This window comes from Variovorax sp. Root434, from assembly GCF_001426595.1.
In the GTDB taxonomy this organism is placed as follows: Bacteria; Pseudomonadota; Gammaproteobacteria; order Burkholderiales; family Burkholderiaceae_C; genus Variovorax.
In genome coordinates, this window is sequence record NZ_LMEK01000025.1 from 446,559 (window position 1) to 463,510 (window position 16,952).

At 66.2% G+C, this 16,952-nt stretch carries 15 protein-coding genes; 8 read left to right on the plus strand and 7 right to left on the minus strand.

Translation table 11 applies throughout. The features are described from left to right. Window positions 1-30: 30 nt before the first annotated feature. From ASD05_RS22845 to ASD05_RS22880, 8 genes are all read left to right on the plus strand, one after another. Window positions 31-843 (plus strand): inner membrane protein YpjD, encoded by an 813-nt coding sequence (locus ASD05_RS22845; RefSeq protein WP_056597396.1) that lies wholly within the window; start codon window positions 31-33, stop codon window positions 841-843. Continuing rightward, on the plus strand, window positions 840-1,100 hold the full coding sequence (locus tag ASD05_RS22850; RefSeq protein WP_056597398.1) for a PP0621 family protein: 261 nt from the start codon (window positions 840-842) through the stop codon (window positions 1,098-1,100). Before ASD05_RS22845 ends, ASD05_RS22850 begins: the two co-directional genes overlap by 4 nt. Further along, window positions 1,097-2,794, plus strand: coding sequence for a two-component system sensor histidine kinase NtrB (locus ASD05_RS22855; RefSeq protein ID WP_056597400.1), 1,698 nt, complete (start codon window positions 1,097-1,099; stop codon window positions 2,792-2,794). The genes ASD05_RS22850 and ASD05_RS22855 overlap by 4 nt, the downstream gene beginning before the upstream one ends. Before the next feature lie 5 nt (window positions 2,795-2,799). Continuing rightward, window positions 2,800-4,365, plus strand: a complete 1,566-nt coding sequence (locus ASD05_RS22860; protein WP_056597402.1) for a sigma-54-dependent transcriptional regulator — start codon at window positions 2,800-2,802, stop codon at window positions 4,363-4,365. Continuing rightward, window positions 4,352-4,975, plus strand: coding sequence for a 1,6-anhydro-N-acetylmuramyl-L-alanine amidase AmpD (gene ampD, locus ASD05_RS22865; protein WP_056597404.1), 624 nt, complete (start codon window positions 4,352-4,354; stop codon window positions 4,973-4,975). Before ASD05_RS22860 ends, ampD begins: the two co-directional genes overlap by 14 nt. Before the next feature lie 349 nt (window positions 4,976-5,324). After that, window positions 5,325-8,240, plus strand: coding sequence for a ribonucleoside-diphosphate reductase subunit alpha (locus ASD05_RS22870; protein WP_056597406.1), 2,916 nt, complete (start codon window positions 5,325-5,327; stop codon window positions 8,238-8,240). A 185-nt stretch (window positions 8,241-8,425) separates the two neighbouring features. Then, a complete protein-coding gene (locus ASD05_RS22875; RefSeq protein WP_056597408.1) occupies window positions 8,426-9,628 on the plus strand; it encodes a ribonucleotide-diphosphate reductase subunit beta in 1,203 nt (400 codons plus the stop codon). A gap of 196 nt (window positions 9,629-9,824) precedes the next feature. After that, on the plus strand, window positions 9,825-10,343 hold the full coding sequence (locus tag ASD05_RS22880) for a histone H1-like DNA-binding protein (protein WP_056597410.1): 519 nt from the start codon (window positions 9,825-9,827) through the stop codon (window positions 10,341-10,343). 82 nt (window positions 10,344-10,425) lie between these two features. On the opposite strand, the gene ASD05_RS22885 is transcribed toward ASD05_RS22880, so the two are convergent. The 7 genes from ASD05_RS22885 to ASD05_RS22915 all read right to left on the minus strand — a co-directional run bounded on the left by ASD05_RS22885 (window position 10,426) and on the right by ASD05_RS22915 (window position 16,873). Continuing rightward, complete coding sequence (locus ASD05_RS22885; RefSeq protein ID WP_056597411.1) at window positions 10,426-11,328, minus strand: carbohydrate kinase family protein; 903 nt, start codon at window positions 11,326-11,328, stop codon at window positions 10,426-10,428. Between the two features lie 60 nt (window positions 11,329-11,388). Continuing rightward, window positions 11,389-12,735, minus strand: coding sequence for a zinc-ribbon and DUF3426 domain-containing protein (locus ASD05_RS22890; RefSeq protein WP_056597413.1), 1,347 nt, complete (start codon window positions 12,733-12,735; stop codon window positions 11,389-11,391). A 55-nt stretch (window positions 12,736-12,790) separates the two neighbouring features. Beyond that, window positions 12,791-13,675: a 50S ribosomal protein L11 methyltransferase gene (gene prmA, locus ASD05_RS22895; RefSeq protein ID WP_056597416.1), complete on the minus strand. Its 885-nt coding sequence runs from the start codon at window positions 13,673-13,675 to the stop codon at window positions 12,791-12,793. A 14-nt stretch (window positions 13,676-13,689) separates the two neighbouring features. Beyond that, entirely contained in the window at window positions 13,690-15,039 is a 1,350-nt protein-coding gene (gene accC / locus ASD05_RS22900; protein WP_007831429.1) for an acetyl-CoA carboxylase biotin carboxylase subunit, read from the minus strand. Window positions 15,040-15,159: 120 nt separating this feature from the next. Then, window positions 15,160-15,630 carry an acetyl-CoA carboxylase biotin carboxyl carrier protein gene (accB, locus tag ASD05_RS22905; RefSeq protein WP_056597419.1) on the minus strand — a complete coding sequence of 157 codons (471 nt, stop codon included), beginning with the start codon at window positions 15,628-15,630 and terminating at the stop codon, window positions 15,160-15,162. 100 nt (window positions 15,631-15,730) lie between these two features. After that, window positions 15,731-16,276 (minus strand): TlpA family protein disulfide reductase, encoded by a 546-nt coding sequence (locus ASD05_RS22910; RefSeq protein ID WP_056597421.1) that lies wholly within the window; start codon window positions 16,274-16,276, stop codon window positions 15,731-15,733. Beyond that, window positions 16,277-16,873 carry a hypothetical protein gene (locus ASD05_RS22915; protein WP_056597423.1) on the minus strand — a complete coding sequence of 199 codons (597 nt, stop codon included), beginning with the start codon at window positions 16,871-16,873 and terminating at the stop codon, window positions 16,277-16,279. Window positions 16,874-16,952: the final 79 nt, after the last annotated feature.

A 16,952-nucleotide genomic window follows, 5' to 3' on the forward strand; every position in this document is an offset into this window, starting at 1 on the left:
ACGCAAGAGCGAGACGCTAAACTCCGGCCGATGATTTTAGCGATCCCCTCCCCGCTCGGCGTGGCGCTGGGCATCGCCACCGCGGTTGCCTATGGTTTTGTCGCCGCTGCCGGTACCAGACTCAGCCGCCAATCGACCCAGTGGGCGCTCGGAATCGCATGGCTGCTGCATGCCGCGGTGCTGGTCCACGGCCTCATCGGCAGCGAACCACGCTTCGGTTTCGCGCCCGCGCTGTCGGTCACTGCGTGGCTGGTGCTCACTGTCTATGCGGTCGAAAGCCGCATGTATCCGCAACTGAAGGTACGGCGCGCGCTCGCCTGGCTGGGTGCGGCCGCCGTGCTGCTGGCCGTCCTGTTCCCGGGCACGCCGCTGCACGTCACGGCCTCGCCGTGGCTGCCATTGCACCTGGCGCTGGGCATCGCCTCGTACGGCCTGTTCGGTGCCGCGGTCGTGCACGCCTGGCTGATCACCCGCGCCGAAAAGCAGATCCGTCTCGCCACCGCCGAACCGCAGGGCGGCGTGCCGCTGCTCACGCTCGAGCGGCTCACCTTCCGTTTCGTCACCGCCGGTTTCGTGCTGCTGTCGGCCACGCTGCTGGCCGGCCTGCTGTTCAGCGAACAGTTGTACGGCGCCGCGGGCCGTGTCTGGAAGTGGGACCACAAGACCACCTTCTCGGTGCTCGCCTGGCTCACCTTCGCGATCCTGTTGACCGGCCGGGCCCGCTTCGGCTGGCGCGGGCGTACGGCGCGGCGCGTGCTGTATGCCGGCTCCGCCCTTTTGCTGCTGGCCTACGTGGGCTCCCGCTTCGTGCTCGAAGTGGTGCTGGCCCGGCCTCCCGTATGAAATACCTCCTCGTTCTCGCGGTGCTCTGGGTCGCGATCTGGCTCTGGCGCAAGAACCGGCGCGAAGAAATGCGCGACGCCATGCGCGAGCGCGCGGCCAAGGCACAGCAACGCGCCCCCACTCCGCCCGGGCCGCCGCAGGCCATGGTGCGCTGCGCTCATTGCGGGCTGCACCTGCCCGCGACCGACGCCATCTCCGGCCCCGGCGGCGCGGTCTATTGCAGCGTTGCGCACCGCGAAGCGGCCGCCGCGCGATGAGTTCCCCGCTCTGGTCGCGCGGCGAGCCGGTCACCGACTGGGACGTGCTCGACCAGCACCCGGACGAGAGCACGGCGCTGATCCGGCTCTGGCGCGGCTTCATGGGCGCGCGCTGCTTCGTCGCTCTGGTGCTGGTGCTGCTGCAGGGCGTGGCCCTTGCCATCGGGCAGACGATGCAGCCGGTGGCCATCGCCATCTCGGCCCTGTACCTCGTCGCGACCTGGCTGGGCATGCGCTACAGGCGCGTCCAGCCGCCGATCCGCGGCTTCGCCGCGCTCTGGCTGCTGACCATCGGCATCGACCTGGCCGCCTTCACCGCCTTGCAGGTGCTGCAGGGCGGCAGCGTCAACTACACCCCGCTGTTCGCACTGCCGGTGCTCATGAGCGCGGTGCTCGGCACCATGATCGTGAGTCTGGGCACCACCGCCACCGTCACGCTGCTGCTGCTGGCCGACGCGGGCTGGCACTGGCTGCAGCAGCCGGTCGATTCGTCGGCGCGCTTCGTTCAGGCGGCGCTCACCGGCACCGGCCTGTTCGTGGTGGCGCTGCTCGCGCACGAAATGGCCCGTCGTCTGGCGCGCGAGGAAGCCGTGGCGCAGCGCAGCCGCAGCAGCGCGCAGATGCAGGCGCAGGTCAACGACCTGGTGATCGAGACCCTGAGCGAAGGCGTGCTGGTGATCGACGCCGAAGGCCTGGTGCATGCGGCCAACCCGGCGGCCGACGCGATCCTCGGCCAGGGCCTGGCGAAGCTGACGCTGCCGTTCCCGCTGCATGCCCAGCCCGCCTGGCATGCGCTGGCCGCGCTGGCGCGCCAGACCTTCGCGCGCCGGGCGCCGCAGACGGAAGAAATTCCCGTCGCGCAGGCGCGCGGTGCGGCGCGCGAAGTACGCGTGCGCACGCGGCTCACGCCCACCAGCGAGCAGCGCCTCGACAGCCTGTGCGTGATGTTCCTGCAGGACCTGCGCGAGCTCGAGGCCCGCATCCGCACCGAGAAGCTGGCCGCGATGGGCCGCATGTCGGCCGCCGTGGCGCATGAAATCCGCAATCCGCTGGCCGCCATCACGCAGGCCAGCGCGTTGCTCAACGAAGACCTGACCGATCCCGCGCACCGCAAACTCACGAGCATGGTGCAGCACAACGCGCAGCGGCTCGCGCGCATCGTGGACGACGTGCTCGACGTCTCGCGCGCGCGCCAGCAGCGCGTGCTGTCGCTCGGCGAGCAGGTCGTGCTCGACCCCGCGGTGCAGGTGCTGGCCGAGGAATGGGTGCGCCAGACCCAGCGCAAGGGCGTGCTGGTGTCGCTCGACGCGCCCAGCAGCGAGGTGCGCTTCGACGCCGAGCACCTGCGCCGGCTGATCGTGAACCTGCTGGACAACGCCTCGCGCTACGCCGGCAAGAGCGAAGGCTCGATCCAGGTGCTGACCGCTCAGCAGCGCAGTGGCAGCAGCCGCCCGAGCCTGATGGTGTGGAGCGACGGCGCGCCGCTGGAGCCGGCGGTGCAGCGGCACCTGTTCGAGCCCTTTTTCTCGTCCGAGAGCCGCTCCAGCGGGCTGGGCCTGTTCCTGTGCCGCGAACTGTGCCGGCGGCACGGCGCCACCATCGGCTACGAGCGGCGCGCGCTGGTGCCGGGCGGACCCGAGGGCAACGAATTCTTCGTCAGCTTTGCCGCCAGCGAAAACCGGCTGACACAATAACGCCCGTGAGCAACTCCACCCCTTCCACCCAGCGGCCGGCGCAGATCCTCGTCATCGACGACGAACCCGACCTGCGCACGCTGTACGAACTGACGCTGCTGCGCGAGGGCTATCGCGTCGAGGCCGCCGGCAGCGTGTCGGAAGCGTGGGAGCACCTGGAGGCCGGCCGCTTCGACGCGGTGATCACCGACATGCGGCTGCCCGACGGACAGGGCATGGAAATCATCCACCGCATCCAGAAAGACCAGCGCAGCGAGCGCTGCGTGGTGATGACGGCTTATGGCTCCGCCGAGAACGCGGTGGAAGCATTGAAGGCCGGCGCCTTCGACTACCTCACGAAGCCGGTCGACCTGAAACAGTTCCGCGCCGTGGTGGCCTCCGCGGTGCAGGCGCGGCACGCGCCGCAGCCGACGGCCAAGTTGGCGCAGGCTGCGCCCGCCGTCAACAACAACGTCATCAGCGACGCCGTGGTGGCCACCTCCAGCACCGGCATCGCCGCACTCGACCGCCTCGTGGGCGATTCGGAACCCATGCGCCTCGTCAAGTCGCGCATCGCCAAGGTGGCGCGCGGCATGGCGCCGGTGCTGGTGCGCGGCGAATCGGGCACCGGCAAGGAACTGGTGGCGCGCGCGGTGCACGCCTGCAGCCAGCGCAGCGAGGGGCCGTTCGTCGCGGTGAACTGCGGCGCGATTCCCGAGAACCTGCTCGAAGCCGAGTTCTTCGGTGCCAAGAAGGGCTCGTACACCGGCTCGTCGCAGGACCGCGACGGCTACTTCCAGGCCGCGCGCGGCGGCACGCTGTTTCTCGACGAGATCGGCGACCTGCCGCTGGCCATGCAGTCGAAGCTGCTGCGCGCGATCCAGGAGCGCAGCGTGCGCTCGATCGGCTCGACGCAGGAAGATGCCGTCGACGTGCGCATCGTGAGCGCCACCCATAAAGACCTGCATGCCGAAGTGCAGGCCGGCCGTTTCCGGCAAGACCTTTTCTACCGCCTCAACGTGATCGAGATCGCGGTACCCGCATTGCGCGAGCGCCGCGAGGACCTGCCCGCGCTGTGCGCCGCGCTGTTGTCGCGCATCGCGCAGGACGGCGGGTTGCCGGTGCCGCACCTCTCGGACGAACTGCTGCGCCGCCTCGCGCAGCATCCGCTCAACGGCAACGTGCGCGAGCTCGAGAACCTGCTGCACCGCGCGGTGGCGCTGAACGACGGCGACGAACTGCACCTCGACCTGATGGGCGGCTTCACTGCCTCCGTCGAAGCCGCGGCATCCGCACCGGCGCCGCCGTCGCCCGCCGCCGATGCATCTGCTGTCGCGCTGGCTCCGCTGCCGATCGCACCGGTCGCGCCACCCAAGGCCGCACCGCCGCCGCTGCCCTCCGACCTGCAGGCCTACCTCGACCAGCAGGAGCGCGAGATCCTCGTGCGCGCGCTGCACGAGAGCGGCTTCAATCGCACCGCGGCCGCCGCACGGCTCGGCATGAGCCTGCGCCAGATCCGCTACCGCATCGCGCGGCTGGGCATCACCACGCCCAACGGCGACGATGGCGCGAGCAGCCATGCCGACGACTGAAGCACCCACGCCCGGCGCACCCAACAACGGCGACGACGGGCTCTGGCAAGCCGGCTGGTACCGCTTCGCGAAGGCGCTGCGCTCGCCCAACTTCGGACCCCGGCCGACTGACGCGCAGACCGACCTCATCGTGCTGCACTCGATCAGCCTGCCGCCCGGCGAATACGGCGGCGATGCGGTGCAGCGGCTCTTCACCAACCAGCTCGACTGGGACGCGCACCCCTACTTCCAGTCGATCCGCGGGCTCGAGGTGTCCTCGCATTTCTACGTGCGCCGCAACGGCGAACTCTGGCAGTTCGTGAGTTGCGACGACCGTGCCTGGCACGCCGGCGCATCGTCGTGGCGCGGCCGCGGCAACTGCAACGACGACTCCGTCGGCATCGAGCTCGAAGGACTCGAGGGCCAACCGTTCGACGAGCTGCAATACGAGACGCTCGCGAGCCTGTGCGCAGCGGTCGCGCAGCACTATCCGATCGCGCACATCGCCGGCCACGAGCACATCGCGCCGGGCCGCAAGCAGGACCCTGGCGCCGGCTTCGAGTGGCGTCGGCTGCGCGAACAGCTCGGCTGGAATCCACAGATGTTTCCGCCGCAGGTGACGCAGCGCTAATTTTTTCAATCGCCCGGCGTCTCGCGATGCGCCACTCGTGCAGCGCAGCAATACGAAAGTTGTGAACGCGCGATGCAGCAACCATGCGCCCTGCAGGCCCAAATCGTCTTGCAAGCCAAGCTCCATGCGGGTTGCGCGACCATAGTCCAGTGTTCACGCGGCATCGACGGCCGTGTCGATGCCTAGATAGTTACCCCTACTACCAAAAATTGCCGCAAAACACTACCTGTAGTGGCTTGTAGACCCCCGGCACCCTAGATATAGTGTCCTCCGTCCGGTCATCCACACCGGCGCGGCGCCCGGACCAGGCGTCGCCATCCAACAAGAATTGCCAACCGAGAGGAAGCGAATGCAAACAGCTCTGAACCCCCAATCGACCCCGCGTGCCGTTCCCTCGACGTCACTGCAACAGCAGCGAGACACTGCTGGCTCCCCCAGCGGCCAGAACCTCGCCCACTACCAGATCATCCGACGCAACGGCGCCGTCGTTCCCTTCGAGCCGAACAAGATCGCGATCGCGATGATGAAGGCCTTCCTGGCTGTGCACGGCACCCAGGGCGCGGCTTCCGCCAGCGTGCGCGAAACGGTCGACGTGCTCACGCAGGGTGTGATCCGCGCGCTGGTGCGTTCGCGTCCGGGCGGCGGCACCTTCCACATCGAGGACGTGCAGGACCAGGTCGAGCTCGGCCTGATGCGCGGCGGCCACCATGAAATCGCCCGCGCCTACGTGCTGTACCGCGAGCGCCGCTCGCAAGAGCGTTCGAAGCAGGGCGAACAGGACGTGCCGGCCGCTCCCGCGCTGCACGTGCTGGACAACGGCGAGCTGGTCGCGCTCGACCTGAACGAACTCAAGGGCCTGATCGAGTCCGCCTGCGAAGGCCTGGGCGACAGCATCACGGCCGCGCCGATCGTCGCCGAGACGATGCGCAACCTGTACGACGGCGTGCCGCTCGACGAGGTCTACAAGGCGTCCATCCTCGCGGCCCGCACGCTGATCGAGAAGGACCCCGACTACACCTTCGCCACCGCGCGCCTGCTGCTGCACACGATCTTCAAGGAGATCATCGGCCGCGAAGTGATGCCGGTCGAGCGCGCCACCGCCTACGCCGACTACTTCCCGCAGTTCATCAAGAAGGGCGTGGACAACGACCTGCTCGACGAGAAGCTGCTGCAGTACGACCTGCCCCGCCTGGGCGCCGCCCTGAAGGCTGAGCGCGACAACCAGTTCGACTACCTCGGCCTGCAGACGCTGTACGACCGCTACTTCCTGCACGTGCGCAAGACCCGCATCGAGCTGCCGCAGGCCTTCTTCATGCGCGTGGCCATGGGCCTGTCGCTGAACGAAATCGACCGCGAAGCGCGCGCCATCGAGTTCTATGAAGTGCTGTCGTCGTTCGACTTCATGTCGAGCACGCCCACCCTGTTCAACGCCGGCACGCTGCGCTCGCAGCTGTCGAGCTGCTACCTGACCACCGTGCCCGACGACCTGGACGGCATCTACGAGTCGATCAAGGAAAACGCGCTGTTGTCGAAGTTCGCCGGCGGCCTGGGCAACGACTGGACCCGCGTGCGCGCGCTGGGCAGCCACATCAAGGGCACGAACGGCGAATCGCAGGGCGTGGTGCCATTCCTGAAGGTGGTGAACGACACGGCCGTGGCCGTGAACCAGGGCGGCAAGCGCAAGGGCGCGGTCTGCACGTACCTGGAAACCTGGCACCTCGACATCGAGGAGTTCCTGGAACTGCGCAAGAACACCGGCGACGACCGCCGCCGTACGCACGACATGAACACGGCCAACTGGATCCCCGACCTCTTCATGCGCCGCGTGATGGAAAAGGGCACCTGGACGCTGTTCTCGCCCTCCAACGTGCCCGACCTGCACGACCTGTTCGGCGCCGACTTCGAGAAGGCCTACGTGGCCTACGAAGAGAAGGCTGCCCGCGGCGACATCAAGCCCGCTCGCACCATCCAGGCGACCGACCTGTGGCGCAAGATGCTCACGATGCTGTTCGAGACCGGCCACCCCTGGATCACGTTCAAGGACGCCTGCAACGTGCGCTCACCGCAGCAGCACGCCGGCGTGGTGCACTCGTCGAACCTCTGCACCGAGATCACGCTGAACACCAGCGACACCGAAACCGCCGTCTGCAACCTGGGTTCGGTGAACCTGCTGCAGCACCTGAAGGACGGCAAGGTCGACCAGGAAAAGCTCAAGCGCACCATCTCGACCGCGATGCGCATGCTCGACAACGTGATCGACATCAACTACTACGCCGTGAAGAAGGCGCGCGACTCCAACCTGCGCCACCGTCCGGTCGGCCTGGGCCTGATGGGCTTCCAGGACGCGCTGTACGAACTGCGCATTCCCTACGCCTCGCAGGAAGCCGTGCAGTTCGCCGACGAGTCGATGGAAGCCATCTGCTACCACGCCTACTGGGCCTCGACCGAGCTGGCCCGCGAACGCGGCAAGTACTCGAGCTACAAGGGCTCGCTGTGGGACAAGGGCATCCTGCCGATCGACTCGCTCGACCTGCTCGAGAAGGCCCGCGGCGGCTACGTCGAGGTCGACCGCTCAGCCACCCTCGACTGGGACACGCTGCGCCAGAAGATCAAGGCCGACGGCATGCGCAATTCGAACTGCGTGGCCATCGCCCCGACCGCGACCATCTCGAACATCATCGGCGTGGACGCTTCGATCGAGCCCTGCTTCGGCAACCTGTCGGTCAAGTCGAACCTGTCGGGCGAGTTCACCGTGATCAACCACTACCTGGTGCGCGACCTGAAGCGCCTGGGCCTGTGGGACGACGTGATGGTCATGGACCTGAAGCACTTCGACGGTTCGCTGCGCCCCATCGACCGCGTGCCGCAGGACGTGAAGGCGCTCTACGCCACCGCGTTCGAAGTCGAAACCACGTGGCTGGTGGAAGCTGCCGCGCGCCGCCAGAAGTGGATCGACCAGGCGCAGTCGCTGAACATCTACATGGCCGGCGCATCGGGCAAGAAGCTCGACGACACCTACAAGCTCGCATGGCTGCGCGGCCTGAAGACCACGTACTACCTGCGCACGCAGAGCGCGACGCACGCCGAAAAATCGACGGTGCAATCGGGCCGTCTCAATGCGGTGTCGTCGGGCAACGACGCACCCTCGGGCATGAGCGCACTCGAAGCCGCCGCTGCCGCAGCAAAGGCACAGATGAGCGCGATGCCCGCCACCGACATCGCGTTCTGCGGTGTCGACGATCCGACCTGCGAAGCGTGCCAGTGACGCTGCGCTGAATCAGCGAGGCGCGTGCGAAGAAAAAAATCGCGCGGCGTTCGATCAATCGAGGCATTGACCGACACCGCGCGACGCATGCGAGCAACATAACGACCACATAAATGGAGCACGGTGTGAACGAGCACTTTGCAACTCTCACGCGTTGCTCCGATAATTGAGCATTGGATTTTTCTATGTTGACCTGGGACGAAGAAGTCAAGCCCTCCTTACCAAAGGATATGCAGCAAGGATTGCAGCACCACAACGCATCGACCAGCGGTTCGCCCGCAGGCCGTGTGGTGGATGCTCCGACTTCGTCGCTCGCGCAAACTGCACAGCTTGCGCAGCAACACACGATGCGTGCCGCGGCACCCGTCGCCCAGCGCGTCAAGGCTTCCGACAAGCGCATCATCAACGGCCAGACCGACGTCAACCAGCTGGTGCCGTTCAAGTACAAGTGGGCCTGGGAAAAGTACCTCGCCACCTGCGCCAACCACTGGATGCCGCAGGAAGTGAACATGACGCGCGACATCGCGCTCTGGAAAGACCCGAACGGCCTGACCGAAGACGAGCGCCGCATCGTCAAGCGCAACCTCGGCTTCTTCGTGACCGCCGACTCGCTGGCCGCCAACAACATCGTGCTGGGCACCTACCGCCACATCACGGCCCCCGAATGCCGCCAGTTCCTGCTGCGCCAGGCCTTCGAGGAAGCGATCCACACGCACGCGTACCAGTACATCGTCGAGTCGCTCGGCCTGGACGAGAGCGAGATCTTCAACGCCTACAACGAAGTGCCGTCGATCCGCGAGAAGGACCAGTTCCTGATCCCGTTCATCGAAGCCATCAGCGACCCGCTCTTCAAGACCGGCACGCACGAGACCGACCAGACGCTGCTCAAGTCGCTCATCGTGTTCGCCTGCCTGATGGAAGGCCTGTTCTTCTACGTCGGCTTCACGCAGATCCTTGCGCTGGGCCGCCAGAACAAGATGACCGGCGCCGCCGAGCAGTACCAGTACATCCTGCGCGACGAGTCGATGCACTGCAACTTCGGCATCGACCTGATCAACCAGCTCAAGCTCGAGAACCCCGGCCTGTGGACGGCAGAGTTCAAGGCCGAGATCAAGGCGCTCTTCATGCGCGCCGTCGAGCTCGAATACAAATACGCCGAAGACACCATGCCTCGCGGCGTGCTCGGCATGAATGCCTCCATGTTCAAGGGCTACCTGCGGTACATCGCCAATCGGCGTGCGCAGCAGATCGGCCTCGAAACGCTCTTCCCGAACGAAGAAAATCCCTTCCCCTGGATGAGCGAAATGATTGACCTGAAGAAAGAGCGCAACTTTTTCGAAACCCGCGTGATCGAGTACCAGTCGGGTGGCGCGCTCTCCTGGGATTGAATCTTTCCGACAATAATTAATGAATTCAAGAATTGCCCTTGCCACCGATCGCGCCGAAGAGCGCGGCATGGACGAGGGCTCAGGTGTTCATGGTGCTGGGCTCAGATTCCAACGCCATGAATCGCTTCACGCCACCCAACGTGCGTGGAGTGCTTCAATAGGTTGATTTTTTCAACTTGATCAAGGAGAAATAGAAATGGCAACTGCAAAGAAAGCGCCGGCTAAGAAAGCCGCTGCAAAGAAGGCTCCGGCAAAGAAGGTCGCAGCCAAGAAGGCTCCCGCCAAGAAGGTAGCTGCGAAGAAGGCTCCGGCCAAGAAGGTCGCAGCGAAGAAGGTAGCCGCCAAGAAGGCGCCTGCCAAGAAGGTAGCCGCGAAGAAGGCAGCACCGGCCAAGAAGGCCGCTGCCAAGAAGGCTCCGGCGAAGAAGGCCGCAGCGAAGAAGGCTCCTGCCAAGAAGGCGGCGGCGAAGAAGGCTCCTGCCAAGAAGGCAGCCGCCAAGAAGGCCCCTGCGAAGAAGGCTGCTGCCAAGAAGGCGCCTGCGAAAAAGGCCGCGGCCAAGAAAGCCGCGAAAAAGCCTGCTGCCAAGAAGCCTGCTGCGAAGGCTCCCAAGGCCGCTGCGCCCGCCAAGGCCGCAGCCGTAGCGCCTGCCCCTGCAGCGCAAACGACGCTGAATCCCCAGGCAGCCTGGCCGTTCCCCACGGCCAGCAAGCCCTGAGCTTCTCAGCGGCCTTGAAGGCGCAAAGCCCGGTACCTTGCGGTGCCGGGCTTTTTTGTTGGTACTTCGGGAAGAAGGAAGATCAGAGGCCCAGGGCCTTTCGGTCGATCTCGTAGTTCTGCGGGCCGCGCTGCGCGATCTTGAGCGCGCCGACCTTGTTGCCAAGTGCGGCGCATTGCGCCAGCGGCCAACCCTTTTCCAGACCGAACAGCAGCGCGCCGCGCCAGGCGTCGCCGCAGCCCGTGGGCTCGACCACTTCGGTGGCCACCACGCCCGGCACGTGCTCGCGTTCGCCGTCGGTCCAGATCTCGCAGCCTTCGGCCGCCAGCGTGACCACCAGGCCGCGCACGCGCTTCGAGATTTCGGCCAGGCTCCAGCCGGTGCGCTGCGACAGCATCTTGCCTTCGTAGTCGTTCACCACCACCCAGCTCGCAAGGTCGACGAAATGGCGCAGCGCCTCGCCGTCGAACATCGGCAGGCCCTGGCCCGGATCGAACACGAACGGGACATCCGCGGCGGCGAACTGCTCCGCGTGCTGCAGCATCGCGTCACGACCATCAGGCGCGATGATGCCGAGCTTGATGTCGTCGCGCGCCGCCACTTTCGTGATGTGCGCTTGCTGCATCGCGCCGGGGTGGAAGGCGGTGATCTGGTTGTTGTCGACGTCGCTCATGATCATCGCCTGCGCGGTGAAGGTGTCGTCGAGCTGGCGCACGAACTCGGTATCTATGCCCAGCGAGCGCATGCGCTCGAGGTACGACACGCCGTCGCTGCCGAGCGTGGCCATGGGCAGCGCGGAGCCGCCCAATGCATTGAGGCTGTAGGCGATGTTGCCCGCGCAGCCGCCGAAGTCACGGCGCAGGGTCGGCACCAGGAACGACACATTGAGAATGTGCAGCTGGTCCGGAAGGATCTGGTCGGCGAACCGGCCCTCGAAAGTCATGATGGTGTCGAATGCGAGGGAACCGCAAATCACTGCTGCCATGGGTGCACCGTTGGTAAAAGAATTGGGGAAGAAAAGGACGCGTGCAGGCAGGCGCCCCGCTCAGGGATAGAAAGCTTCGACGCGATAGCCCGCGATGGGCGGCAGCGCCGCGGCCTCCGATGCGGACAAGACCAGGGGCAGCGATGCCGCGCGGTCGGCGCGGGCCGGCAGTACCGCCGGCGCGCCATAGTCCGCCGGCATCAGCACGCGACGCACCACGGCGCGCTCCTGCGTGTCGAGCAGCGAGAGCTCCACGGCCGGCATGGCGAGCGGCACGGTCGCGCCATTGCGCAGGGTGAAGCTCAGTCGGTAGTCGTTGCCGCCGCTCTTCTCGCGCGCGAAGGCCGCGCCTTCGATGACGATGTCGCCGATCTGGCGCAGGGCAGCGAGTTCGCAGCCGGTGTGCTGGCACAGCGCCGCAAGGGCAGGCCGCAGGTTCGGCTGGCGCGCCGCGATGCCGTCGCGCTCATGGCGAATGACCTGAACGACGAGCAGCAGCACGGCGAGCACCGCCAGCAAGATCAGCACGATGCGCACGCCCTTGCGCTGCCAGAAACCGGGCGCCTTCTCGGCGAGCTCGTCCTCGTCTGCGAGGGGATGGCCCACCGGCAGCTCGAAGTCCGAGGAGAACACAGGGGCAGGCTCGCTTTCGCTCTCGGATTGCACCACCACGGCCGGCGCCTTCGCGGCAGCACGCTCCTCGCGGGCCTTGGCGCTCGCGATCTTCGCCGACTTGATGCGGGCCCGGCGCAGCGCCTTCTGCATCTGCACCTGGTCGTGGTCCTTCTCTTGCTGCTCGCGCTCCCCCTCCCCATCGTCGTCGATGCTCGCATGCTCGATCAGCGCGCGCTTCTTGATGCGCGAGGCGACGGGCAGCGGTGGCGCCGGAGGTGACGGCGCAGGGGGCGGCGAAGCGAGGTTCAGGTCGATGTTCGGAAACGGCGGCAGCGTGCTCGGCGGCGGCTTCCACGCGGGTTCGCTGGCGTCGAGGTCGGACCACGGTTCGTCGATGCCATGTTCGGGCAATGACAGCGAGAACGCCGGCGCTGGCGGCACAGCCGCGGGTGACGGTGCGGATGCCGGAACTCCCGGTGGCGGCGTGTGCAGAGGTTGTGGCTCGGGCTCGTCGCCGACGAAATCCGCATCTTCCGCCGGCTGCCGGCGTTCCGGAGGGGGCGCCGCCTCGGACTTCGGGGAAGACTCGACCAGCCCCGGCATGTAGCCGCTACCCGGCGCCGGCGGCGACGCATTTGCCGGAGCGCCATCCGGTGCCTCGTGCAGATCGAGCGTGGCGTCGAACACATGGCTGCACCGGCCACAGCGCACCCAGCCGTCCGAAATGCGAAGCTGGTCGCGCACCACCTTGAAGGTGGTGGTGCAGGCAGGGCAGCGCGTGACGAGACTCATGACCGGGCGATTGTAGGGTTGCGCCCTCGCCGCGAGAGGGGCGCGATGCGGCGACTCAGCAGCGCGCGGTCATGAGGATCCAGCCGTCCTCGGTGTCGCTAACTTCGAGCGCGGCGTAAGGCGCGTAGGCTTCCTTCAGCTCGTCGGCCTGGCGCTCGAGAATGCCGGCCAGCACCAGCGATCCACCCGCCTTCACATGGCTGCGCAGCAGCGGCGCGAGCACCTTGAGCGGCGTGGCCAGGATGTTGGCGAGCACGGTGTCGTAGTGGCCCTTGGCCGCTTCAGGCAGGCCGGCGTTCAGCCGGACGCCGTTGGCCTCGGCATTGAGCCGGGTCGAGGAGACCGCGGCTTCATCGATGTCGACGGCGTCGATGTCGGCTGCACCGAACTTCGCCGCACCGATCGCGAGAATGCCGGAGCCGCAGCCGTAGTCGAGCACGCGCTGGTTGCCGAGCGCGCCCTGCGTGGCGATCCATCGCAGGCACATGCGCGTGGTGGGATGCGTGCCGGTGCCGAAGGCCAGACCCGGGTCGAGGCGAATCACCTGTTTGGCCTGCCCGGGCGGCTCGTGCCACGTCGGCACGATCCAGAACTCGGGTGTGATCTCGACCGGCGCGAACTGCGATTGCGTGAGGCGCACCCAGTCCTGCTCGGGGACGGGCGCGATGCCGAGCACCTCGCAGCCTTCGAAGAAGTCCTGCAGCACCAGGACCGACGCAGCCTCTTTTGCGAGCGCCTCGTCGGGGAATAGCGCGATCACGCGCGAACGCTGCCAGCCTTCTTTCGGCGGCGGCATGCCCGGTTCGCCGAACAGCGCCTGCTCGGCATCGGTCTGCGCGTCGGCGTCTTCCACCGACACGCTCAGCGCATCGAGTGCGTCGAGCGCGTCGCCGAGCGTTTCGACCCGGTCTTCCGGCGCCATCAGGCGGAGTTCAAACATCGCGGCTTTCCGAGTCAGCGTTTATGCGCAGCCAGCCACTCTTCGAGGTAGTGGATGTTGGTGCCGCCGGTCATGAACTTGGAGTCGACCATCAGTTCGCGGTGCAGCGGAATGTTGGTCTGGATGCCTTCGATCACGGTCTCGTTGAGCGCCGTGCGCATGCGGGCCATGGCCTGCTCGCGCGTGTCGCCGTAGACGATGATCTTGCCGATCATCGAGTCGTAGTTCGGCGGCACGAAGTAGTTGGTGTACGCGTGCGAATCGACGCGAACGCCCGGGCCGCCCGGCGGATGCCACATCGTGATGCGGCCTGGCGACGGCGTGAACTTCCACGCGTCCTCGGCATTGATGCGCACCTCGATGGCATGGCCGTGCATCTGGATCTGGCGCTGCGTGAACGGCAGCTTCTCGCCGGCCGCGACCATGATCTGCGTCTTGACGATGTCGATGCCCGTGGTGAACTCCGTCACCGGGTGCTCCACCTGCACGCGCGTGTTCATCTCGATGAAATAGAACTCGCCGTTTTCGTAGAGAAACTCGAAGGTGCCGGCGCCGCGGTAGTTGATCTTCTTGCAGGCGGCAGCGCAGCGTTCGCCGATCTTCTCGATCAGCTTGCGCGGAATGCCCGGGGCGGGCGATTCCTCGATCACCTTCTGGTGGCGGCGCTGCATGGAGCAGTCGCGCTCGCCCAGGTAGACCGCGTTCTTGTGCTTGTCCGCGAGGATCTGGATCTCGATGTGGCGCGGGTTCTGGAGAAACTTCTCCATGTACACGGCCGGGTTGCTGAAGGCCGCGCCGGCTTCCGCCTTGGTCATCTGGATCGCGTTGACCAGTGCCGCCTCGGTGTGCACCACGCGCATGCCGCGGCCACCGCCGCCGCCCGCCGCCTTGATGATGACCGGGTAGCCGATGGCGCGCGCGATGCGCTTGTTGGTAGCAGCGTCGTCCGAGAGTTCGCCCTCGGAGCCGGGCACGCACGGCACGCCGGCCTTGATCATGGCCTGCTTGGCCGACACCTTGTCGCCCATCGTGCGGATGTTGTCGGGCGTCGGGCCGATGAACTGGAAACCGCTTTGCTCCACGCGCTCGGCGAAGTTCGCGTTCTCGCTCAGGAAGCCATAGCCGGGGTGGATGGCTTCGGCGTCGGTCACTTCGGCCGCCGAAATGATCGCCGGCATGTTGAGATAGCTCTGCGCCGACGGGGCCGGTCCGATGCACACCGCTTCTTCGGCGAGCTTGACGTACTTCGCTTCGCGGTCAGCCTCGGAATAGACCATCACGGCCTTGATGCCGAGTTCACTGCAGGCACGCTGAATCCGGAGGGCGATTTCGCCGCGATTGGCAACCAGGATCTTCTTAAACATGTGCGCCCCCGCGGCTGCATCGCCCGCACGCTGCGCGTGCCAGGGCAATTTGACGGCCTTCGCCCGTCCGCGCCGAGGCGCGAGCCCCCCGGTTCGCAACCAGAATCTTCTTGAACATGGTCACTCGATGATGAACAGCGGCTGTCCGTATTCGACCGCCTGGCCGTTTTCGCCGAGGATCTGGGTGATCGTGCCGGATTTGTCGGCTTCGATTTCGTTGAGGATCTTCATCGCTTCGATGATGCAGACGGTGTCGCCCTCGGTGACCTTGCTGCCGACCTCGACGAACGCCGGGGCGCCCGGGCTGGACGAACGGTAGAAGGTGCCGACCATCGGCGACTTCACGGCATGGCCTGCCGGTGCGGCTTCGGCGGCCGGAGCGCCGGCCACGGGGGATGCTGCCGGAGCACCCGCGGTGACTGCCGGTGCAGCGGTCGCCTGAGGCGCCGCCAGGGTTTGCACATACTGCACGGGGGCGGCACCACCACCTTTGACGATGCGAACCTTGCCTTCGGTTTCCGTGATTTCCAGTTCGGAAATATTCGATTCGGACACCAAATCGATCAGTGTCTTGAGTTTGCGCAGATCCATGGGACTCCAGTGCCGGCTGAGCCGGTCTTCAGGATATAACTTGTTCGAAAATCGGTGATTTTCGGCTTTCGGCGTCTAACGCCAGCGTAAGGAAGTGATTCTAACCGTGAACCAGTTCACGCCGCCAAGTGTTCAGGTCGGCAGCATCGAGCTTGCCCATTTTACGGGCGGCCACGGAGCCGTTCGCATTCAGGACCAGCGTGAAGGGCAAACCGCCGCCCGTGTTGCCTAGATTCTTGACCAGCTCCGTACCCTGTAAACCAGCCAGGCCAGTCGGGTAGGTCACCGGCGTGCGCTGCAGGAACTTGCGCACGGCACTCGGTTGGTCGATGGCCAATCCGAGCACTTGCCAGCCATTGGCACCCTGTTCACGGAAAAAGGCGTCGATCATGGGCATTTCCTCGACGCACGGCGGGCACCACGTCGCCCAGAAATTGAGCAGCAGCGGCTTGCCGCGCAAGCTCGACAACACGATGTCACCGCCCTCCGGCCGCTCGAAACTCTGGGCCCAGAAGGCCGCGTCGAGCATCTCACCGCCCGCGCCGCTGCTGCGCTCCTTCCACCAGGCGCCGCCAAACCCGGCGGCCGCAGCCGCTGCCGCCACGCCGGCATAAAGCATGCCGCGTCGGGTGGGCGAAGAAGTCATTCACTTGTCCTTTTCTTGTTCGATCAGTCGGCGCAGCGCGGGCAGGTCGCCACGCGGCGTGCGCCCCTGGGCGTCGGGCTTCAGGGCACCGCGCAGGTCGTCGAGGTCGTAGACCAGCAGGTGCACGCCGATTTCCTCGCCGAGCGCGCGGCTCGGAGCATGCACGCTCAGGGCCTCGACCTGCTCGCCATGGAAGCCGGTCACCATGCGCGGCTCGTAGTCCACATGGTGATCGATCAGGGCGATTTCAGCCGATTTGGAGTCATCGCAGAACAACTGAATATAAATATCCGACAACCGTGTCGCCGTTCCGTGCCACACGGCACCCCCCACATGAGGGCGGAACGCGGCCATCCGCTCCATCCATTCGAGCGCGAGCAGCCGCAACACATGCAATTCCTGCGGCTGGGTGTCGGCGCAGAAAAGCTCGATGTACTCGCGCACCTCGGCCTCGACCTCGTCGTTGTTCGGCAGCGCGGTGCGCGCCGAAAGGCCCAGGTCGCGCAGAGCCCGGCGCTTGGCCGGGCCGTATTCCAGCCCCTCCTCGACAACGAGGCGGGCTGCAGCAGCGGCAATTTCACGCTTGGACGTGTCCATCGGGGCATTTTGCCCGCAGTGGGCGCCCCTCACATGAACATCAGTACGAAGAGCGGGAGAAACACGCGGCCCCGGCGCG